Here is a 19317-nt window from a genome sequence, read left to right as displayed (position 1 = left end):
ATCTCGAACTCGGCATGCCATCGATCGAGAAGTAGCCCGTCCTTCCGCGTATGCGGTCGGCCGGGTCGTACGCGGACAAGGAAGTAGGAACCTCCGAATGGCACGCATCGGTGACGGTGGCGATCTGCTGAAGTGCTCGTTCTGCGGCAAGAGCCAAAAGCAGGTCAAGAAGCTCATTGCAGGACCAGGGGTGTACATCTGCGACGAGTGCATCGACCTGTGCAACGAGATCATCGAGGAGGAGTTGGCCGAATCGAGCGAAGTCAAGCTCGACGACCTGCCCAAGCCTTCCGAGATCAAGGACTTTCTCGAGAACTACGTGATCGGCCAGGACGCTGCGAAGCGCACGTTGGCCGTCGCTGTCTACAACCACTACAAGCGCATTCAGGCCGGCGACAAGGCGCGCGATGTGCGCGGCGAATCCGTCGAGCTGGCCAAATCGAACATCTTGATGCTCGGTCCCACCGGGTGCGGCAAGACGTATCTGGCCCAGACCCTCGCCAAGATGCTCAACGTGCCGTTCGCGATCGCCGACGCCACCGCACTGACCGAAGCCGGGTACGTGGGTGAGGATGTCGAGAACATCCTGCTCAAGCTCATCCAGGCCGCGGACTACGACGTCAAGCGGGCCGAGACCGGCATCATCTACATCGACGAGGTCGACAAGATCGCTCGTAAGAGCGAGAACCCGTCGATCACCCGCGATGTCTCCGGTGAAGGCGTACAGCAGGCACTGCTGAAGATCCTGGAAGGTACCCAGGCCAGCGTCCCGCCGCAGGGCGGACGTAAGCATCCGCATCAGGAGTTCATCCAGATCGACACCACCAACGTGCTCTTCATCGTCGCCGGTGCTTTCGCCGGTCTCGAGAAGATCGTGTCCGATCGCGTCGGCAAGCGCGGTCTCGGCTTCGGAGCCGAGGTGCGTTCCAAGGCGGAGATCGACACGCAGGATCACTTCGCCGAGGTGATGCCCGAGGATCTGATCAAGTTCGGTTTGATCCCCGAGTTCATCGGCCGTCTGCCGATGATCGCGTCTGTGACCAACCTGGACAAGGAATCACTGGTCACCATCCTGTCCGAGCCCAAGAACGCGTTGGTCAAGCAGTACCGCCGACTCTTCGACATGGACGGCGTCGAGCTCGAATTCACGTCCGAGGCACTCGAGGCGATCGCCGATCAGGCGATCCTGCGCGGCACCGGTGCTCGTGGGTTGCGCGCGATCATGGAGGAAGTACTGCTCCCGGTGATGTACGACATCCCGAGCCGGGACGACGTGGAGAAGGTCGTGGTCACGGCAGAGACGGTCAACGACAACGTCCTGCCGACCATCGTTCCGCGCAAGCCCGAACGCCCGGAGCGTCGCGACAAGTCGGCCTGACCAGCTCCGGCACGACACCGAAACGAGCCCCGATCATCGAACGCGATGATCGGGGCTCGTTCTGTGTTGTGGAGGTTCTCGATCGAGGGTGTCAGCCGAGGACCGAGATGTGCGGGTGCAGGTCCGGGTCGACCGCGGCACACCGCTGCGCCACCAACGGGTCGTGGCCCGGCACGACATGCTCGGGGCTGTCGGCGAGTTCCTTGATCCGGTCGAACGCGCCGAACATGTCCGGCAGGCAGTGCAGAATCGCGAAGGGACTGTCGGATTCGATGTTCTCGTAGAAGTGACTCGCATCCGACGCCAGCACCAGGGTCCCGCGCTCGGTGTGCACGCTGACTACCTGCATGCCCGCGGTATGTCCGCCCACCGCATGCACCGAGAGTCCCGGTGCCAGTTCGCGGTCGCCGTCGACGATGTCGAGACGCGGACTTCCCGTGACGTGGTCGATGTCGGACCGCGAGTGCAACCAGCGTTCCTGCCCGACGCGGGTCGCCCACGGACCGTTCCAGTAGTCGAGCTCTTTCTGCTGGACGACGTAGCGGGCCGACGGCAGATCTGCGACGACTCCGGTGTGGTCGTAGTGCAGATGGGTCAGCACACATACGTCGATGTCACCGGGGGAGATTCCCAGCTCTCCGATGAGGTCCACGGGGGAGCCGACGTAGTCCAGTCCCTTCATCCGTGACGCCGTCGCCGGTGCGAGACCGGCGTCGACGAGGACGGTCTCGGTGTCCGACAGCGCGAGCCACACGTAGTACGCGGTGGGGTGCGGCTCGTGGCCGCGCTCGTCCGCATAGTGGAAGTGCGTGCTGCGCAGGGATGTTCGGCTCGCATAGCGCACGGCGTACACACGCCATTCACCGCTACGGTCCGGTCGCAGTCCGTCGATCATCGCGGGTCAGTTCGACGTCGTACGAGCGACCGACTCGCGCCGAGTCGTTCGAGTGGATCGCCCGAGCTCGTCGGTGGGCGTGCGATAGGTCTCCTTGGACGTGGACACGATCGCAACGTTGACGGCGCAGAACACGGCGGTGACGATGGCGACCGGCAACCACGCACCGATCTCGGCCCCGGCGATGGCACCGGCAATGGTGGGCGCGAATCCTGCTATGGCGAAACCGATCTGGGTACCCAGCGCAGTTCCGGTCAGACGGACCCGAGCCGGGAACATCTCGCCGTAGAACGAGGGCCACACACCGCCCGTCGCGCTGTGGACGAAACCGAACATGACGATGCCGAAGACGAAGATGAGCGCGTAGTTTCCGACCGAGATGGACCAGAGGTATCCGAACATGAGGATTGCGCAACCGATCGATCCGAACAGGAACACCGGCTTGCGACCGACACGATCGGACAGCGACCCGAAGAACGGGAGTGCAAACAGCGCGACGACGTTGGCGAGTACGCCGACCCACAGCATCGGAGTTCGTTCCAGGCCGACTGTGTTGACTGCGTACGACAGCGCATAGACGGTGAATATCGTACTGACCGAGGCGATCACGGCGGCAAACATGACTCGAAGAACGGCGGGCCAGTGCTCGGACAGCAGTTCGGTCAGCGGGAGACGCTGCGGCTCGGCGGACGCCACCTCTTCCTCGAAGACTGGGGTCTCGTCGAGCGAGCGCCGGATCAGGAATGCGGCGACAACGACGAATGCGCTGAGGAAGAACGGGATTCGCCAGCCCCAGCTGAGCAACTGGTCCTCGGGGAGCATGGCGACCGGGAGAAAGACTGCGGTGGCAAGGATCTGACCGCCCTGGGTGCCGCTGAGGGTGAAGCTGGTGAAGAATGCCCGTCGGTGGTCGGGTGCGTGCTCGAGGGTCATGGAGTTGGCACCCGCCTGCTCACCGCCCGCAGAGAAGCCCTGGGCCAGGCGCAGCAGGACCAGGATTATCGGGGCCGCGAGGCCGATGGATTCGTACGAGGGAAGGACGCCGACTCCGAGGGTGGCGACTCCCATCAGCAGGACGGTGGCAACCATGACCTTCTTGCGGCCGTAACGGTCACCGATGTGACCGAGCACCAATGCGCCCAGTGGGCGGGCCAGGTATCCGACCCCGAAAGTCGCCAGGGCCAACAACGTTCCGGTGGCGGGGTTGGAACCGGGAAAGAACACGCGGCCGAAGACCAGCGCAGCGGCGGTGCCGTAGATGAAGAAGTCGTAGTACTCGAGGGCGCTGCCCACCCAGGCCGCGGTTGCGGCTTTACGCGGGTTGGCTCCGGGGCGCAGGGGCGGGTGACCGGACGTGAGGGGATCCATCGGTGTCGTCTCTTTTCGTGTGACGGGAAGCCGGGCGCACAGTTCGACATCCACGACCCGATCGGCCGCTAATGTACGAAATAGTTAACTCCGGGCGCTCTTAGATATTGAACGTGATCCATGCCACGTGTCAACCCCCGATGCGATGCGGGTCGCTCGATCTCGGTGTCAGGCGTCGGTGGAGGTGAGGAACGCGATGATCATGTCGCCGAGCATGGCCCGCAGTCGTGTGCGGTGCGCCGGGTCGGTGAGGTCGCGCCCGAACAGTGCCTCGAACGTGTATCGGTTGGACAGCCGGAACACGCAGAAGCTGCTGATCGCCATATGGATGTCCAACGCGTCGACATCGGTTCGAAAGAGCCCGTCGGCCTGCCCGCGCGCAAGAATGTCGGCCAACAGCTCGGCGGCCGGATTGCCGAGATTGCTCAGCGCCTCGGAAGTGCCGATATGTTCGCCGCGCAGAATGTTCTCGGTCGATACCAGCCGGATGAAGTCCGGGTTCTGCTCGTGATGGTCGAACGTGACCGATGCGATGGCGCGGATCGCCTCGACCGGACCGAATCCTTCGACGTCCACGGCTCGTTCGCGCTCGCGGATGCGGAGGTAGGACCGCTCCAGAACGGCCTTGTACAGGCCTTCCTTGTCGGTGAAGTAGTAGTACAGCATCCGCTTGGTCGTGTGTGTTCGTTCGGCGATCTCGTCGATGCGTGCGCCCGCGAAGCCCTTGTCCGCAAACTCCTCCGTGGCTACCTCGAGGATGTTGTGTCGGGTCAGATCGCTGTTGCGCCGACGTTTGACGGCCGGTCCGCTGTCGTCGGAGGTGTCGGTTGTACGCGGAGCCATGGGTCGACTCTATCGCCGCGAATTGCGGAGAAAGGGTGTGTGCGTGCCGTCACCGTAGTACCGTCGAGCTAACTCACCAATTAGTACATTAAAGCTCGAGGAGATCGACATGCCGGAATCCCTGCTCTGCGGGCTGATCGGGACGGGTATCGGCAAATCGCTCACGCCCGCGATGCACGAGCGAGAGGGTGCTGAGCACGGTCTGACCTACCTCTATCGGATCATCGATCTCGATCGGCGCGGGCTGTCCGTGGACGACCTACCGCGGCTGGTGGCCACGGCAGCCGACCTCGGATTTCGCGGCCTCAACATCACCCACCCGTGCAAGCAACGGGTTCTTCACTGCCTCGACGATCTCTCGGAGGATGCCGCGCGTCTGGGTGCCGTCAACACCGTTGTGTTCTCCGACGGGCGCGCGATCGGTCACAACACCGACTGGTCCGGGTTCGACCGAAATTTCGGACGTGGCTTACCGGGAGCCGATCTGAGTGATGTGGTGCAACTCGGAGCCGGGGGAGCAGGTGCGGCCGTGGCATACGCGATGGCACGCCGGGGAGCCGCCAAGCTGACACTCGTCGATGCCGATCGTTCTCGGGCGCAGCAACTCCGAGACTCGCTGGCCTCGATGTTCCCCGAGTCCGAGATCTTCTCGACCGGACTCGATCGGCTCGGCGACGTGCTGAGCGCAGCGTCGGGGCTGGTGCACGCAACGCCGGTCGGAATGCTCGAGCACCCGGGATCTGCTGTGCCGCAGGAATTTCTGCGTCCGCAGATGTGGGTTTCGGAAGTCGTGTACAGGCCGGCCGAGACCGAATTGCTCATGCAGGCAGCGCGAGCGGGGTGCCGAACCCTGAGTGGCACCGGCATGGCCGTGTTCCAGGCAGCGGACGCCTTCGAGATATTCACCGGCCGAATTGCGAACGCAGATCGGATGATCGCGCACATGGGCACCCTCATCGACAGCGAAGATCGCGTCGCTGCCGCCGGGGCCTCCGCATGACGGCCATTGCCACGTCGGTGGCCACTGTCTCGCTCAGTGGGTCTCTCGACGAGAAGATGCGCGCCATCGCCGAAGCCGGGTTCGACGGCTTCGAGGTGTTCGAGCCGGATCTGATCAGCTCACCGGACCTGCCTGCAGACATTGCGAAGAAGGCTGCAGACCTGGGTCTGACCGTCGATCTCTACCAACCCTTCCGTGACGCCGACTCCGACGACCCGGACCAGTTCGCGCGCAACCTCGTTCGCGCCGAACGCAAATTCGACGTGATGGAACAGCTGGGATGCGACCTGCTGCTGGTCTGCTCGTCACCGTTGGCCGGTGCAGTGCGCGAGGACGACAAGTTGATCGAACAGATGGCAACTCTCGCCGAGCGTGCACATCGCCGCGGACTGCGGCTGGCCTACGAAGCGCTCGCCTGGGGTAGCCACGTCGACACCTACCGTCATGCCTGGGACATCGTCCGGCAGGTCGACCATCCAGCGCTCGGGACCTGTCTCGACAGCTTTCACATCCTCTCCCGCGGCGACGACCCATCCGGCATCCGCGAGATAACCGGCGAGAAGATCTTCTTCTTGCAGCTGGCCGACGCCCCGCACCTGGTGATGGACGTCCTGCAGTGGAGTCGCCATCACCGATGCTTCCCCGGTCAGGGGAACTTCGATCTGGCAACCTTCGGAGCCGACGTCGTGGCCTCGGGCTACACGGGCCCGTGGTCGCTCGAGATCTTCAACGACGTCTTCCGGCATTCGGACACCGGCCGAACGGCGTCGGACGCACACCGTTCGCTGCTCCACCTGCAGGAGCAGGTCCGCGGCGTCGACACCGTCGTGCCGAATCCCGATCTGTTCTCCCCGCCTCCGCCCGGCCCGATCGAGAACATCGTGTCCCTACGTATCGCCGCGGGCCCTGCCAAGGCCGCCCAGTTGGGTACCACCTTGCGTCACCTCGGCTTCGACCTCACCGCCGCGCACAGCGAACACGGACTGTCGCTGTTCACCCAGGGCCCACTCGCCGTCGCGGTCGACACGACCGTCGACACCCTGTGGACGGCACCGGGCGTCCCCGCCCACCTGCCCGCACTGGCCCAGATCGGGGTCCGCAGCGAGCGGCCCGATCTGTGGTTGACCAGAGCCCGCGCTCTGGGGGTCCCCGCCGCGACGGTCACCATGCCGGGCGTGGCCGACGCGACCGACGCGGTGGTGCGGCTCGCCGTCACCGGTGCAACCTCGCTCGACCTACGCACCCGAGACAGCGCCGGTGCCTGGCAGTCCGCATTCGACCTCGCTCCCAGAGTGCCTGTGCCGCAGGACAAGCCCCTGGTCTCGCACGTGGACCACATCGCCCTCGCGGTCCCGGCGGAAAGCTGGGACGGCGTGATGCTGTTGCTCCGCTCGGTGTTCGGCATGGTGCCCCGGGACGGTCAGGACGTCGTGGACGCGATCGGACTGGTGCGAAGCCAGGCCCTCACCCTGACGACCACGAACGGCACCATTCGCCTGTCGCTCAACATGGTTCCCGGTCGCCCGTCCGATGCCGACCCCCTGCCCGCCGCCCGCCGCGGAGGCGTCGGACATGTGGCGTTCGGATGCGAGGACATCTACGCCGCGGCCGAGGCAATGACCGAACGCGGTCTCACGCCGTTGCGCATCTCGCCCAACTACTATCGCGACCTGAACGCACGGTTCGGCCTCGGTCAGGACACCCTCGACGCGATGCAGCGGCTCGGCATCCTGTACGACGCCGACTCCGCAGGCGGCGAGTTCTTCCACTTCTTCACCGGCACCGTGGGCGACGACCTCTTCTTCGAGGTGGTGCAGCGGGTAGGCGGGTACGAAGGCTACGGGGAGACCAACTCGGCTGTGCGCCTGGCTGCGCAACTACAGCAGTGAGTAGCGATCAGGACAGTCGCTCGAACACCGCGGCCAGGCCCTGTCCGCCGCCGATGCACATCGTCTCGAGTCCGTAGCGGACTTCTCGGCGGTCCATTTCACGGAGCAGGGTGGCAAGGATTCGGGCGCCGGTGGCCCCGACCGGGTGGCCGAGCGAGATGCCGGAACCGTGCGGATTCAACCGCGGGTCGTCCGACTCGATACCCCAGGACCGAGTCACGGCCAGCGCCTGGGCGGCGAAGGCTTCGTTGAGTTCGATGACGCCCATGTCGTCGAGAGTGAGCCCGAGGCGTCCGAGCGCTTTCTCGCTGGCGGGCACCGGGCCGATTCCCATGGTGCGCGGAGCGACTCCGGCGACGCCCCAGCTCGCGAGCCGCGCCAGTGGTCGAAGTCCCAGCGCCGCAGCCTTTTCGGGGGTGGTGACGATGGCGATCGCGGCACCGTCGTTCTGCCCGCTGGCATTACCCGCGGTGACCGTCGACTCGGGATCGATCGATGCACGGATTGCCTTCAGCTTCGCCAACGACTCCACGGTCGTGTCGGCCCGTGGATGCTCGTCGGTCGAGACCAGAACCGGTTCCGACTTACGCTGGGGGACAGACACACCCACGATCTCCTCGGCGAACACGCCGCTGTTCTGCGCGGCGACCGCCCGCCGATGCGACTGCACGGCCAGCGCGTCCTGATCGGCGCGGCTGATGGAGAACTCCTGGCGAAGGTTCTCGGCGGTCTCGATCATGCCTCCGGGTACCGGAAAGTTCTTGCCACCCGCCGTCACCCGGGCCCGCGCAAGTCGGTCGGCGAGGGCGACCGCCTCGGCCTTGACGCCCCACCGCATGCCGGTCGCGTAGAACTCGGTCTGGCTCATACTTTCGACGCCGCCTGCCAGAACCAGGTCGTTGCCGCCGGACTGCACCTGCATGCACGCCTGCAGTACTGCTTGTAGGCCGGAGCCGCAGCGTCGGTCGATCTGCATGCCGGGCACATCGATGCCGAGATCGGCGTCGAGGGCGGCGATTCGACCGATGGCCGGTGCATCACCGTTCGGTGACGCCTGGCCCAGGATCACGTCGTCGATGTCCGCTCCGGAGATACCCGTTCGCGCAACGAGTTCGGTGATGACCGTGGCAGCGAGGGCCTGGGCGGAAATGTCGCGGAACTGGCCACCGAAACGGCCGACGGGGGTACGCAGGGGTTCGCAGATCACGGCTTCAGGCATGGGTGTTTCCTCGCTTGTCGTTGGCTCCGGTACTCACCCGGAGCAGATCGGTCTCGATGGCGTGGGTGGCGTCGAGCAAGGCCGGGAGTAGTTCGGCGCGCACGGCGTCCGCAGAATGACGTGCAGCTTGGGTCGAGACGTTGGCTGCCGCGACAACCACGCCGGCGCTGTCGCGGATGGGTGCGGCGATCGAACGAAGGCCCTCTTCGAGTTCTTGGTCCACCAGGCAGAAGCCGTCGACCCGCACTCGTTCGAGTTCCCGCGCGAGTGAGGCCGCGGTCGTGATGGTCTTGCCCGTCAACGGCGTCAACCGCACTCGCTCCAGGTACGCATCCAGTTCGTCCGCGGGAAGACCGGCCAACAGCACCCGTCCCATCGAGGTTGCGAACGCCGGAAACCTGGTGCCGATGTTGATGCCGACGGTCATGATGCGGCTGACCGGAACCCGGGCGACGTACACCACATCGTCACCGTCGAGTATCGACACCGAGGACGATTCACGCACTCGTTCGGCGAGCGCCTCGAGATGTGGGCCCGAGACCTCGGGGAGCGAAAGACTCGACAAGTAGCTGTACCCCAATTCGAGTACTCGCGGGGTGAGCCAGAACATCGAGCCGTCGGTACGCACGTATCCGAGTTCGACGAGCGTGAGCAGAAACCGCCGGGCGGTGGCGCGGGTCAGGTCGGTCGCTCGGGCCACGTCGGCCAGCGTTCGACGCGGATGCTCGCCGTCGAAGGCTCTGATCACTGCCAAGCCGCGTCCGAGAGACTGGACGTAATCCGAGGACGGCGGTGTGTCCGCGGCACTCACGAGGTTTCGCTCTCGGTTATGGCGGCCTGAGCCAATGCGAAAGCGTTGTTGCTGTTCGGTACTCCCGCGTAGACGGCGGTGTGCAAGAACACCTCGGCGAGCTCGTCGGGTGCGATACCGGCACGCAACGCCGCTCGGATGTGCATGTCGAGTTCGTGGTGGTTACCCAAGGCCGTCAGAACGGCCAGAGTCAGCAGTCGGCGGGTGTGGTGGTCGAGTCCGGGACGAGCCCAGACGTCGCCCCATGCGGTTCGGGTGATGAAATCCTGGAACGGGGACGTGAATTCGGTTCTCGATGCGATGCTGCGGTCGACGTGGGCGTCACCGAGCACACTGCGCCGTACGGCCATTCCGGTGTCGTGCGCCGCGGACCGTCCGGCGGAGTACGCATTCGCTCCGACGTGAGCGGCAATGGCCGCCGTGACGCGGCCTGCCTGTTCGACGTTCGCCAGATGTGCGGCCGGGTCGAGTGTCAGGAACGTCGATCCTGCAATGCCATCGGCGATGATGCGCAGATCGTCCGGAGTGGTCGACGGATCCTGTCGGCCCGCGATCACGAGGGTGGGAGCGGCGACCCTGGCGAGGTCCGCGCGAGAATCCCACTCGGACAATGCCTCGCAGCATGCCGCGTACCCCTCGTCGGAGGTCTCGGCGATCATGCGTCGACACCGTGCGACGAGATCGGTGTCGCGGGCGGCGAGTTCGGGCGTGAACCACCGTGCGAGTACGGCGTCTGCGAGTGCTGCTGTCCCCGAGGCGCGGACGGTCGCGGCTCGGTCGATCCACTGAGCGGGTTCACCGAACTTGGCGGACGTGCACAGCAGAGTCAGAGTGCGCACCCGCTCGGGGCGATGAATCGCAATCCATTGAGCGACGGCACCGCCGAGGGAGAGTCCGACGACGTGGACGCGTTCCAGAGCGGGTGAATCCAGCAGTGCAAGAACGTCATCGGCGAGATCGGCCACGGAATAGGGGCCGGGGGGTACCGGTGATCGACCGTGTCCCCGTAGATCGACCGTCAACACGTGGACGGAAGCCGAGAGTGCGCCCACCTGCGGGTCCCACATCGATCGGTCCGAGCCGAGCGAGCCGATCAGCACGACGGTATCCGCATCGGGGTGCGGCCCCTCGGTGCGGTGGTGAGCCAGAGTGACTGTCATCAGATGTCCTTCGAATCCGTGGGGCGTTCGGTCTCCAGTGCACACGCAGCGAGGATGTCGTCGACCAAGTCGGGTGCGTGACCCACATAGCCTGCTGGATCCAACATCTCGCGCACCGCCGCCGGCGCCAAGAAGGCGGTGATGGCGGGATCCGTGTCCAGTGGCGCACCTGCTGCGCATCGGTCGGTGACGATGTCGCGGGCGCGCTCGGTGTGCGGTGCCAGCGCCGCCGTGACCCGTTCGGCGAGAAGTGCACCACCCGTCGCTTCGAGGTTGCGCGCCATGGCATCTGGATGCACATGCAGTCCGGTCAGGCTCGTCGCTATACGATGCGCACCGCCGCCGGTGAGGCGTAGCAGATCGGTGACGGTCTCCCATTCGGCGTGCCACGGGCCAGCGGCGCGCTGCTGCTCGTGGTCCATGTTCGCCAGCACTGTCGCAACGGCTCCTGGCACCCGGCGGGCCGCAGCCCGCGCGGTGACGGCGGCGATCGGGTTGCGCTTGTGTGGCATTGCCGACGAACCTCCCGGCGCGTTCTCGGACACCTCGGCCAGTTCGGTGGCGGACATCGACACGATGTCCCCGGCGATCTTCGCAATGGAGCCCGCGGCAATACCCAACGCGCACGCCAGATCTGCGACGGTGACGCGGTCGGTGTGCCAGGGCGCAGTCTGTGGTGCCAGACCGAGGGCGTCCGCGAGCGCGGCGGCAATGGCCGGACCGTGCGGATGTACGGCGGCCATCGTTCCGGCGGCACCTCCGTACTGCACACAGCACGACCGCCGAACCGCAGCGAGCCGGTGACTCGAACGATGCAGCGCCCCAGCCCAATTGGCGGCCACCAGCCCGAAAGTAGTGGGTAACGCCTGCTGGCCGAGGGTGCGCGCGACCATAGGAGTGGTTCGGTGCGCCAGCGCCAGGCCTCGCGCCGCGGTATGTGCATCACCGAGCGACGCCTCGACGACCGTGAGTGCGTCACGTGCGACGAGCATGGACGCGGTGTCCATGCTGTCCTGGCTGGTCGCCCCGGGGTGCACTGCAGCAGCAGGAACTCCGCGCTCGGACACCGCGTTTCGCAGTACTTTCACCAGTGGTATCACCGGATTCCCACCGGCCGCTGCAGCCGCTCCGAGTGCTGTGATGTCCAGAGATTCACCCAGCTCGGCCGCGACCGCGGTGATGATGTCCGCATGCTTCGCGTCGACCACGCCGACCGAGGCAGCCGCCCGGGAGAGGGCTGCCTCGACGTCGAACATCGCCCGAACCCAGCCTCGGTCGCCGACGATCGGTGCGATGATCTCGCTGCCGAATGTCGGATCGAACAGTGCCCCTCTATCGGAAGCCATGGTCCTCTTTCGCCGCATCGTCGATCAGTTCGGGAGCGTGCATCACAGCGCGAAGAACGGGGTCTCGTCTCCGTCCGGATCGGTGTTCTGTAACACGATATCGAGGTGGTAACCGCCGTCCACTGTGGTGGCGACGAGTCGGGCCCGCTTGTCGGCGGGCAAGGCGGACAGCACCGGATCGATTTCGTTGGCCTCGGCCTCGTCCGGGAAGTACATCCGCGTGACGACCCGCTCGAGCATTCCGCGGGCGAAGATTCCGACGTCGATGTGGGGCGCTTCGACGAGGTCGTTCTCGGCGGGCAACGGCCCCGGTTTGATGGTCGTGATCGTCATCGTTCCCCGTGTATCGGCAAATGCTCGACCGAAGCCGCGGAAACCCGCGACACGTGGTGCCACGGCACCCCGTGGATCGTCCGGATGGTCGAAGCGTCCGTCGGAGTCGGCCTGCCAGGTCTCGATCATGGCGTCGGACACCGGTTGACGAGCCCCGTCCACGAGGGTGAACGTCAGGGTGATCGCCTCGGCGGTGCCGGGAGGTACCACGTCCTGTCCGTCCGGCCACAGCAGACCGATGTGGACGTAGGGCCCGACCGTCTGAGAGGGCGTCTGACCGAACGGTGCGGTGGTGAAATCGGCACCGGTCACCACCGGGTACCGGGGAGCGAACTCGGGGTCAGTCATCGTGGTCGTCCTCCTCGAACGGGGTGGCGTTGCGTCCGCGCAGAACGATGTCGAACTTGAACCCGAGAGCCCAGTTCGGTTGTGTTGCTTCGTAATCGAAGGTGCTGATCATCCGAGCACGCGCGTCTTCGGGGGCTGCGTTGTAGATGGGATCCTGGAAGAACATGGGGTCGTCGGGGAAGTACATCTGCGTCACCAACCGCTGGGTGAATGCGTGACCGAACAGGGAGAAGTGAATGTGGGCAGGCCGCCATGCGTTGTGGTGGTTGCCCCAGGGGTACGCGCCCGGTTTGATCGTGGTGAACCGGTATCGGCCGTCGGCATCGGTGAGTACTCGGCCCACGCCGTCGAAATGCGGGTCGAGAGGTGCTGGCCAGCGATCACCCGAGTGTCGGTAACGCCCGCCCGCGTTGGCCTGCCATACCTCTACGAGGGTGTTCGGGATCGCTCTGCCGTCGCTGTCGAGCACTCGACCGTGCACGATGATGCGTTGACCCTGAGCTTCACCACCCCGCGCGAGCGTCAGGTCGGCGTCGGAGTCGGTGACCCGTCCCTCGCCCAGAACCGGACCGGTGATCTCGGTCAATCGTTGGGGGAGAAGCGTCAACGGCTGCGCCGGATGCCGCAGGGCAGTGGTCCGGTACTCGGCGAAGTCGCGTGGTGCATGGACACCCGTCTGGTCCCGGTACTCGGGCGGGAGATGAAGCATCGACAGCTCCTGACGATCGTGGTGATCAAGCGCACTCGCCACCGTATACAGATGTTCGCATGGTGGCAACCTGTTCACATAACGCACATTGTCGGGTACCGTCGCTGCCATGTTGGACAAAGTCGTGGCCAGTGCCACAGAAGCGGTAGCGGACATCCCCGACGGGTCGTCGATCGCCGTGGGCGGGTTCGGGTTGGTGGGAGTGCCGGAGATCCTGATCGCCGCGGTGCTCGAGCAGGGAGCTACCGACCTCGAAACCATCAGCAACAACTGCGGGACCGACGGCTTCGGTCTGGGAGTGCTGCTGGCGCAGCACCGCATTCGGCGCACGATCAGCTCGTACGTGGGATCCAACAAGGAATTCGCACGGCAGTACCTCGGCGGCGAACTGGAGGTGGAGCTGACCCCGCAGGGCACCCTCGCCGAGCGGCTGCGAGCCGGTGGTGCCGGTATTCCGGCGTTCTTCACCCCCGCGGGTGTCGGGACGCAGGTGGCCGACGGCGGTTTGCCGCTGCGCTACGACGGCAGCGGCGGCATCGCCGTGGCGAGTCCGCCGAAGGAGACCCGGGAGTTCGATGGGGTCACCTATGTGATGGAGCGCGGCATCGTCGCGGACTACGCCTTGGTCCACGCCTGGAAGGGCGACAGGCACGGAAACCTGGTGTTCCATGCCAGCGCACGGAACTTCAATCCACCCGCCGCCGCGTCGGGTCGGATCACCGTGGCGCAGGTCGAGCACCTGGTCGAGCCGGGGGAGATCGGTCCGGACGAGGTGCACACCCCGGGCATCCATGTGCAGCGGGTCGTGCATGTCGGCCCGGTCGAGGTCGGCATCGAGCAGAGGACGGTACGAGCATGAGCGAGAAGATGTCCCGCGAACAGATGGCCGCCCGGGTGGCGCAGGAGCTCGGCGACGGGCAGTACGTCAACCTCGGAATCGGCATGCCGACCCTCGTGCCCAACTACATTCCGACCGACGTCTCGGTGATTCTGCATTCCGAGAACGGAGTGCTCGGCGTCGGCCCCTATCCCACCGAGGACGAACTCGATCCCGAGATCATCAACGCGGGCAAGGAAACCATCACGGTGCTTCCCGGCTCGTCCTACTTCGACTCGTCGCAGTCGTTCGGAATGATCCGCGGCGGCCAGGTCGACGTCGCCGTGCTGGGTGCTATGCAGGTCAGCGCCACCGGCGACCTCGCGAACTGGATGATCCCCGGGCACATGGTCAAGGGGATGGGTGGTGCCATGGATCTGGTGCACGGTGCCCGTCGCGTGATCGTCATGATGGAGCACGTCTCCCGGAAGGGTGAACCGAAGATTCTGCAGTCCTGCACTCTGCCGCTGACCGGGAAGGGCTGCGTGCACAGGATCATCTCGGACATGGCGGTTCTGGACGTCACCGACGACGGGCTGCGCCTCGTCGAGACCGCGCCGGGGATCTCGGTGGACGAGGTCCGGAACGCCACCGCAGCCGAGCTACTCGTCGATGTCGCTGGGGAGTGGAGCCTGCGGAACGACTCAGGAGATACCGTCTGACACAAGGACGCGGTCGGCGCGGGAGTAGATGTTCATCGACCGGCCGCGGAGAAAGCCGATCACCGTCAGTCCTGATTCGGTCGCGAGATCGACCGCGAGAGACGACGGTGCGGACACCGCTGCAAGTATGGGGATCCCGGCCATCACCGCCTTCTGCGCCAGCTCGAACGAGGCGCGGCCACTGACCATCAATATCGTGCCGCGCAGCGGAACTCGATCGTGCTCGGTGGCCCAGCCGACGACCTTGTCCACCGCGTTGTGGCGTCCGACGTCCTCGCGGAGGACGAGCATGTCGCCATCCGCAGTGAACAGCGCCGCAGCGTGCAAGCCGCCGGTGGTGTCGAAGACCTTCTGCGCTGCGCGCAGGGTGTCCGGTAGCCCGGCGAGGGTATCGGACGTCACCACGACGTCGTCTTCAGCAGGAGAATGCTTGGTGCGCAACCGAATTGCGTCGAGTGATCCCTTGCCGCAGACCCCGCACGACGAGGTCGTGTAGAAATTGCGTTCCACCCCGGTCTCGGGGGCTGCCACACCCGGTGCCAGCGTGACGTCCAGGACGTTGTAGGTGTTCGCGCCCTCGTCGTCGACGCCGTCGCAGTACCGCGCCGCAGCGATATCGGCACGCGATGCAATGACGCCCTCGGTCAGCAGGAAACCGTGGGCCAGTTCGACGTCGTGGCCCGGCGTACGCATCGTGACGGCAAGGGCTCTGCCGTCGACGCGCAGTTCCATCGGTTCCTCCACCACCAAGGTGTCTGGACGGTCGACTCGGTGTTCGCCGCGTATTCGGACGACGGGTCTGCGAGCGGTGATCCGGCCCATCAGTGCCGACTCGATACGCGGCGACGTCGAAAGCTCATACCTCGATTGTGGACCCTCGTGTCATCGGTCCGACGACTCGGTTGCCATTGCCTGCACGAGCGACACCAATCGCGGGTGTTCGGCGAGTTCGTCGACCAGCACTGCCGAGCCGTCGGAGTCGGCGAGCGGGACCTTCCAGTTGCCGTACTGGGTCTCGTCCGTACCCGGTTGGTTCTGAATGCGATGCTCACCGACCGCGTCGACGAGAGCGACGCCGATCAGCAGCGACGGGCTGCGCTGGACCAGCCGGTGCAGCGCCTCGACGGTCTCGTGGTTGTCGGCATCGGCGGCGAGCAATCCGCGGGTGCGGGCCAGGTCCAGGACCGCCTCTCGCGCACGGGAATCCACTTCCTTTTCCGCATCGATGTCGCGCTCGAGCAGGCCGAGTCGGGACCGCAGTTCGATGTGCTCGCCTTCGAGGTATCCAGCGGTGGGAGGCAGGTCGTGCGTCGTCACCGACGTCAGGCACAGAGTCCGGTAGTCCTCGGGCGGGATGGGTCCGGAATCATCGGCCTCGAACCAGAGGATGGAGGTGCCGAAGATTCCGCGCTCGGTGAGGTATTCCTGCACCATCGGCTCGAACACCCCGAGGTCCTCGCCGACCACTACCGCGCCCGCGCGCTCGGCTTCGAGGGCGAGGATGCCGATCAGCGCCTCGTGGTCGTATTCGACATACGTTCCGCCGCCGGCGTTCTCGGCCTCCTGCGGAATCCACCACAACCGGAACAGGCCCAGGATGTGGTCGACGCGGATGCCCCCGGCGTGACGCAGAATCGTGCGCAGCATGTCTCGGTACGGGACGTAGGCCATCTCGCGCAGTCGATCCGGATCCCAGGGCGGTTGATTCCAGTTCTGGCCCTGTTGGTTGAAGTTGTCCGGCGGCGCTCCCACGGTGACTCCGGACACCAATACGTCGCCGAGCGTCCACGCATCGGCGCCGCCGCGGGCGACTCCCACCGCGAGGTCGTGCATGACGCCGATATCCATCCCGGCGTCGAGCGCGGCTCGCTGGGCAGCGGCCAGTTGCTCGTCACAGATCCACTGCAGCCACATGTGAAAGTCGATGCGCCCGGCCAGCTTTGCGCGTTGTTCGAGGACGAAATCGGTGCGTGGGTGCGCTGCGCGATCGGTCCATGCGGGATCGTTCGGGCCGAACTTCTCCGCCAGCGCGCTCCACACCGCAAAATCCCGGAGCCCGGTGCCCTCGCGTTCGACGAACGCCCGGAACGCGGACTCGCGGGCCGGACTGCGCTCGACCTTGTGGACGCGTTCGAGGGCGCGGAGCTTGGCCTTGAACGTCGCGTCCCGGTTCAGCTTCTTGGTGCGAACGTTCGCCTTGTCGAATCGAGCCGCGGCATCCTGGATCTTGCCGAACTGCTTGGGCGAGAGCAGCGCCGTCTCTCGAATGTTCTCGACTCGGATGTACAGCGGATTGAAGAAGCGTCGCGTGGTCGGTAGATACGGAGAGGCCTCCACGGGCGTCGTCGGCCGGTCGGCGTGCAGCGGATTGACCAGCAGATAGTCGAATCCATGCACGCGGCCGGCGATGTCGACCATGTCCTCGAGGTCGGCGAGATCACCGATGCCCCACGAACGCGTCGAGCGCACCGAGTACAGCTGTGCCAGCAGACCGGTACGTTGCCTGTCGGCAAGTTCGGCATTGGGCGACAACGACTTCGGTGTGACCACGACGACCGTGTCCGAGGTTCGGACGGTGTTGTCCTCACCGATCGTCGTCGCTGTGAGGCTGTGCCATCCCAGCGGGGCATCGCCGGGCACCACGAACGTGGCACGTCCGATCAGCCGTCCGTCCACCTCGCGCGGATCGACCCAGACGTCGGCCTGCGGTACCTCGATGGCGTCGCCGTCCTCGGACACCATCGACACTTCCACCGGATTGCCGTGTGGCACATGCACCCACACCGTCGCGTCGGTGCCCTGGGTCGTGACGACCACGGGCGGAAGCAGGCGACGCCACGGTGCGTTCTCGATGTCCTCCAGTGCCCGATCGACATCCTCGGTGGTTTCGGTCGCGTAACCGCGTGCAGCCAATACCTGCCGCAGGGTCGCGTCGCTCACGTCGTGCTCGGTGTCGTCCCAGCCTCGGTACGACGTCGACGTACCGAGTCGCTGGGCGAGAGTTCGTAGGGCCTGCGAGTAATCCTCATCCGAATGTGCCACGGTGTCGATCGTGCCAGTTCGACGGGCGCACGTCACCCGCACCGGTCGGCCGTTCACCGCAGGTTCGTTCCGCGGTGTGTTCGGGGGGCGACACTCGTGTACTGCGAGGGTTGAAAGCTTCCCCGCTGGGTAGTCTTGCTCGGCACACGAGAAACGAACTGCTTGGCGACGATGGGAAGTGCGGATGGCTGGGGTCAGCAAGATCGAAGAACTGGAGCGAGATTCCGGTGCACCGGTCGAGCTGAGGGTGCGCGCCGAAGCCGACCAATTGCCGGTGGTGCGGGCCGTCGCGGAGACTCTCGTGGTGCTCAGTGACTTCACTCTCGACGACATCGCCGACGTGAAACTAGTCGTAGACGAGGTGTGCTCCCAGCTCATCAAAGGTTCGGTCGCCGACGCGGAACTCTCGTGCAGGTTCTCCGTCAACGATGCCGGGATCCGAATCGTCGTGACGTCCACGCTGACTCCGACGTCGGTCCCGAAGCAGGACAGCTTCGGTTGGCACGTATTGCAAACTCTCGCAGACTCCATCGAACTCCGCGCCGACGACGCGATCGACGACGTTGCCGGCCGCACCGTCGCGATCGACGTGGTCAAGCGGAGGAGCAAGGTCTAGTGCCGGTGCCGCAGGAACGAAGCACACGGCGAGAGTCCGACGATTACAGCGACGTGGTCGCACTGATCCAGCAGATGCAGGCGCTGGACGAGAATTCACCGCAGCGTTCCGTGCTGCGTGACCGCATCATCACGCGCTGCCTTCCTCTCGCCGAACACATCGCGCGCCGATTCGGTGGGCGCGGTGAAGCGCACGAGGACCTCTTGCAGGTGTCCAGGCTGGGTCTGGTCAATGCAGTCGACCGGTTCGACATCGAGCGTGGGTCGGATTTCGTCTCGTTCGCCGTCCCCACCATCATGGGCGAAGCACGTCGCTACTTCCGCGACGCCGGCTGGTCGGTACGGGTACCGCGACGCATGAAAGAGCTGAACTCGATGATCTCGCAGGCGGTGGGATCGTTGTCGCAGAAGCTCGGTCGCGCCCCGACCGCGAGCGAAATTGCCGCCGAACTCGGGATCGACGTCAAGGAAGCATCGCAGGCACTGCTTGCCCGCAGCGCGTATCAGACCGTGTCGGTCGATTCGGTGGTAAGCGAGGATCGCCTCCCGCTGATGGACACGCTCGGTGCCGACGACCCGGAACTCGAGAAGATGGAAAGCTACCTCGCTGTGCGGCCCGCACTGGAGAAGCTGCCCGAGCGCGAGCGTCGCATCGTGGTGCTCCGGTTCTTCGGGTCGATGACGCAGACGCAGATCGCCGAGAAGGTCGGAATTTCGCAGATGCACGTGTCGCGAATCCTGGCGCGCACGCTCGCTCAGTTGCGAGAGGATCTCGGCGAGGACTGAACCGGGCACAGCCGACGCGGAACGATCTGTTGCCAC

The 19317-nt window shown here is 65.4% G+C and carries 18 protein-coding genes; 7 read left to right on the top strand and 11 right to left on the bottom strand.

Features of this window, described 5'->3' with window-relative positions:
• Window positions 1-97 precede the first annotated feature (97 nt).
• Complete coding sequence (gene clpX / locus CH281_RS17855; protein WP_027497577.1) at window positions 98-1378, top strand: ATP-dependent Clp protease ATP-binding subunit ClpX; 1281 nt, start codon at window positions 98-100, stop codon at window positions 1376-1378.
• Between the two features lie 91 nt (window positions 1379-1469).
• On the opposite strand, the gene CH281_RS17850 is transcribed toward clpX, so the two are convergent.
• The 3 genes from CH281_RS17850 to CH281_RS17840 form a co-directional block, all read right to left on the bottom strand.
• Window positions 1470-2273, bottom strand: coding sequence for an N-acyl homoserine lactonase family protein (locus CH281_RS17850; RefSeq protein ID WP_032406767.1), 804 nt, complete (start codon window positions 2271-2273; stop codon window positions 1470-1472).
• A 6-nt stretch (window positions 2274-2279) separates the two neighbouring features.
• The gene (locus CH281_RS17845; protein WP_032368463.1) at window positions 2280-3641 is read right to left on the bottom strand and encodes an MFS transporter; all 1362 of its coding nucleotides are present in this window, start codon (window positions 3639-3641) and stop codon (window positions 2280-2282) included.
• 168 nt (window positions 3642-3809) lie between these two features.
• Entirely contained in the window at window positions 3810-4484 is a 675-nt protein-coding gene (locus tag CH281_RS17840) for a TetR/AcrR family transcriptional regulator (RefSeq protein ID WP_094694998.1), read from the bottom strand.
• A gap of 109 nt (window positions 4485-4593) precedes the next feature.
• On the opposite strand from CH281_RS17840, the gene CH281_RS17835 reads away from it, so the two are divergent.
• Window positions 4594-5484: a shikimate dehydrogenase gene (locus CH281_RS17835; RefSeq protein ID WP_057473286.1), complete on the top strand. Its 891-nt coding sequence runs from the start codon at window positions 4594-4596 to the stop codon at window positions 5482-5484.
• Entirely contained in the window at window positions 5481-7373 is a 1893-nt protein-coding gene (locus CH281_RS17830; RefSeq protein ID WP_032368207.1) for a sugar phosphate isomerase/epimerase and 4-hydroxyphenylpyruvate domain-containing protein, read from the top strand. The genes CH281_RS17835 and CH281_RS17830 overlap by 4 nt, the downstream gene beginning before the upstream one ends.
• 7 nt (window positions 7374-7380) lie before the next feature.
• Here CH281_RS17830 and CH281_RS17825 read toward each other — a convergent pair whose 3' ends face one another.
• Genes CH281_RS17825 through pcaH form a run of 6 tightly spaced genes read right to left on the bottom strand, consistent with a single transcriptional unit; the run spans window position 7381 to window position 13299 of the window.
• On the bottom strand, window positions 7381-8592 hold the full coding sequence (locus CH281_RS17825) for an acetyl-CoA C-acetyltransferase (RefSeq protein WP_032390949.1): 1212 nt from the start codon (window positions 8590-8592) through the stop codon (window positions 7381-7383).
• On the bottom strand, window positions 8585-9403 hold the full coding sequence (locus CH281_RS17820) for an IclR family transcriptional regulator domain-containing protein (protein WP_094694996.1): 819 nt from the start codon (window positions 9401-9403) through the stop codon (window positions 8585-8587). The genes CH281_RS17825 and CH281_RS17820 overlap by 8 nt, the downstream gene beginning before the upstream one ends.
• Entirely contained in the window at window positions 9400-10563 is a 1164-nt protein-coding gene (gene pcaDC, locus CH281_RS17815) for a bifunctional 3-oxoadipate enol-lactonase/4-carboxymuconolactone decarboxylase PcaDC (protein WP_094694994.1), read from the bottom strand. Before pcaDC ends, CH281_RS17820 begins: the two co-directional genes overlap by 4 nt.
• The gene (pcaB, locus tag CH281_RS17810) at window positions 10563-11909 is read right to left on the bottom strand and encodes a 3-carboxy-cis,cis-muconate cycloisomerase (protein WP_094694992.1); all 1347 of its coding nucleotides are present in this window, start codon (window positions 11907-11909) and stop codon (window positions 10563-10565) included. Before pcaB ends, pcaDC begins: the two co-directional genes overlap by 1 nt.
• Window positions 11910-11951: 42 nt before the next feature.
• Window positions 11952-12590 carry a protocatechuate 3,4-dioxygenase subunit alpha gene (gene pcaG / locus CH281_RS17805; protein WP_032368202.1) on the bottom strand — a complete coding sequence of 213 codons (639 nt, stop codon included), beginning with the start codon at window positions 12588-12590 and terminating at the stop codon, window positions 11952-11954.
• Entirely contained in the window at window positions 12583-13299 is a 717-nt protein-coding gene (pcaH, locus tag CH281_RS17800; protein ID WP_032368462.1) for a protocatechuate 3,4-dioxygenase subunit beta, read from the bottom strand. The genes pcaG and pcaH overlap by 8 nt, the downstream gene beginning before the upstream one ends.
• Window positions 13300-13408: 109 nt before the next feature.
• On the opposite strand from pcaH, the gene CH281_RS17795 reads away from it, so the two are divergent.
• Both CH281_RS17795 and CH281_RS17790 read left to right on the top strand, forming a co-directional pair.
• Complete coding sequence (locus tag CH281_RS17795) at window positions 13409-14158, top strand: CoA transferase subunit A (RefSeq protein ID WP_179271310.1); 750 nt, start codon at window positions 13409-13411, stop codon at window positions 14156-14158.
• Window positions 14155-14838 carry a CoA transferase subunit B gene (locus CH281_RS17790; protein WP_052060565.1) on the top strand — a complete coding sequence of 228 codons (684 nt, stop codon included), beginning with the start codon at window positions 14155-14157 and terminating at the stop codon, window positions 14836-14838. The genes CH281_RS17795 and CH281_RS17790 overlap by 4 nt, the downstream gene beginning before the upstream one ends.
• Here CH281_RS17790 and fdhD read toward each other — a convergent pair.
• The gene (fdhD, locus tag CH281_RS17785) at window positions 14821-15660 is read right to left on the bottom strand and encodes a formate dehydrogenase accessory sulfurtransferase FdhD (RefSeq protein ID WP_094694990.1); all 840 of its coding nucleotides are present in this window, start codon (window positions 15658-15660) and stop codon (window positions 14821-14823) included. The two genes, CH281_RS17790 and fdhD, sit on opposite strands and share 18 nt — an antisense overlap.
• Before the next feature lie 60 nt (window positions 15661-15720).
• Window positions 15721-17880 (bottom strand): 4-alpha-glucanotransferase, encoded by a 2160-nt coding sequence (malQ, locus tag CH281_RS17780; RefSeq protein WP_256983713.1) that lies wholly within the window; start codon window positions 17878-17880, stop codon window positions 15721-15723.
• Between the two features lie 184 nt (window positions 17881-18064).
• Between malQ and CH281_RS17775 the strand changes: the two genes are divergently transcribed.
• Both CH281_RS17775 and CH281_RS17770 read left to right on the top strand, forming a co-directional pair.
• Entirely contained in the window at window positions 18065-18496 is a 432-nt protein-coding gene (locus CH281_RS17775; protein WP_027497563.1) for an ATP-binding protein, read from the top strand.
• Window positions 18496-19281, top strand: coding sequence for a SigB/SigF/SigG family RNA polymerase sigma factor (locus CH281_RS17770; RefSeq protein WP_032368200.1), 786 nt, complete (start codon window positions 18496-18498; stop codon window positions 19279-19281). The genes CH281_RS17775 and CH281_RS17770 overlap by 1 nt, the downstream gene beginning before the upstream one ends.
• Window positions 19282-19317 lie beyond the last annotated feature (36 nt).

It is taken from the genome of Rhodococcus sp. 06-221-2, from assembly GCF_002258365.1.
GTDB lineage: Bacteria > Actinomycetota > Actinomycetes > Mycobacteriales > Mycobacteriaceae > Rhodococcoides > Rhodococcoides fascians.
Note: the sequence above shows the minus strand (reverse complement) of the source record. Positions and strands in the feature narration are given on the sequence as shown.

Coding starts and splice junctions, on each gene's coding strand:
- CH281_RS17775 (WP_027497563.1), top strand. CDS start 18,065: ATGGCTGGGGTCAGCAAGATCGAAGAACTGGAGCGAGATTCCGGTGCA.
- CH281_RS17825 (WP_032390949.1), bottom strand. CDS start 8,592: ATGCCTGAAGCCGTGATCTGCGAACCCCTGCGTACCCCCGTCGGCCGT.
- CH281_RS17840 (WP_094694998.1), bottom strand. CDS start 4,484: ATGGCTCCGCGTACAACCGACACCTCCGACGACAGCGGACCGGCCGTC.
- clpX (WP_027497577.1), top strand. CDS start 98: ATGGCACGCATCGGTGACGGTGGCGATCTGCTGAAGTGCTCGTTCTGC.
- pcaG (WP_032368202.1), bottom strand. CDS start 12,590: ATGACTGACCCCGAGTTCGCTCCCCGGTACCCGGTGGTGACCGGTGCC.
- CH281_RS17830 (WP_032368207.1), top strand. CDS start 5,481: ATGACGGCCATTGCCACGTCGGTGGCCACTGTCTCGCTCAGTGGGTCT.
- CH281_RS17845 (WP_032368463.1), bottom strand. CDS start 3,641: ATGGATCCCCTCACGTCCGGTCACCCGCCCCTGCGCCCCGGAGCCAAC.
- pcaDC (WP_094694994.1), bottom strand. CDS start 10,563: ATGACAGTCACTCTGGCTCACCACCGCACCGAGGGGCCGCACCCCGAT.
- CH281_RS17850 (WP_032406767.1), bottom strand. CDS start 2,273: ATGATCGACGGACTGCGACCGGACCGTAGCGGTGAATGGCGTGTGTAC.
- CH281_RS17790 (WP_052060565.1), top strand. CDS start 14,155: ATGAGCGAGAAGATGTCCCGCGAACAGATGGCCGCCCGGGTGGCGCAG.
- fdhD (WP_094694990.1), bottom strand. CDS start 15,660: ATGGGCCGGATCACCGCTCGCAGACCCGTCGTCCGAATACGCGGCGAA.
- pcaB (WP_094694992.1), bottom strand. CDS start 11,909: ATGGCTTCCGATAGAGGGGCACTGTTCGATCCGACATTCGGCAGCGAG.
- CH281_RS17835 (WP_057473286.1), top strand. CDS start 4,594: ATGCCGGAATCCCTGCTCTGCGGGCTGATCGGGACGGGTATCGGCAAA.
- CH281_RS17795 (WP_179271310.1), top strand. CDS start 13,409: ATGTTGGACAAAGTCGTGGCCAGTGCCACAGAAGCGGTAGCGGACATC.
- pcaH (WP_032368462.1), bottom strand. CDS start 13,299: ATGCTTCATCTCCCGCCCGAGTACCGGGACCAGACGGGTGTCCATGCA.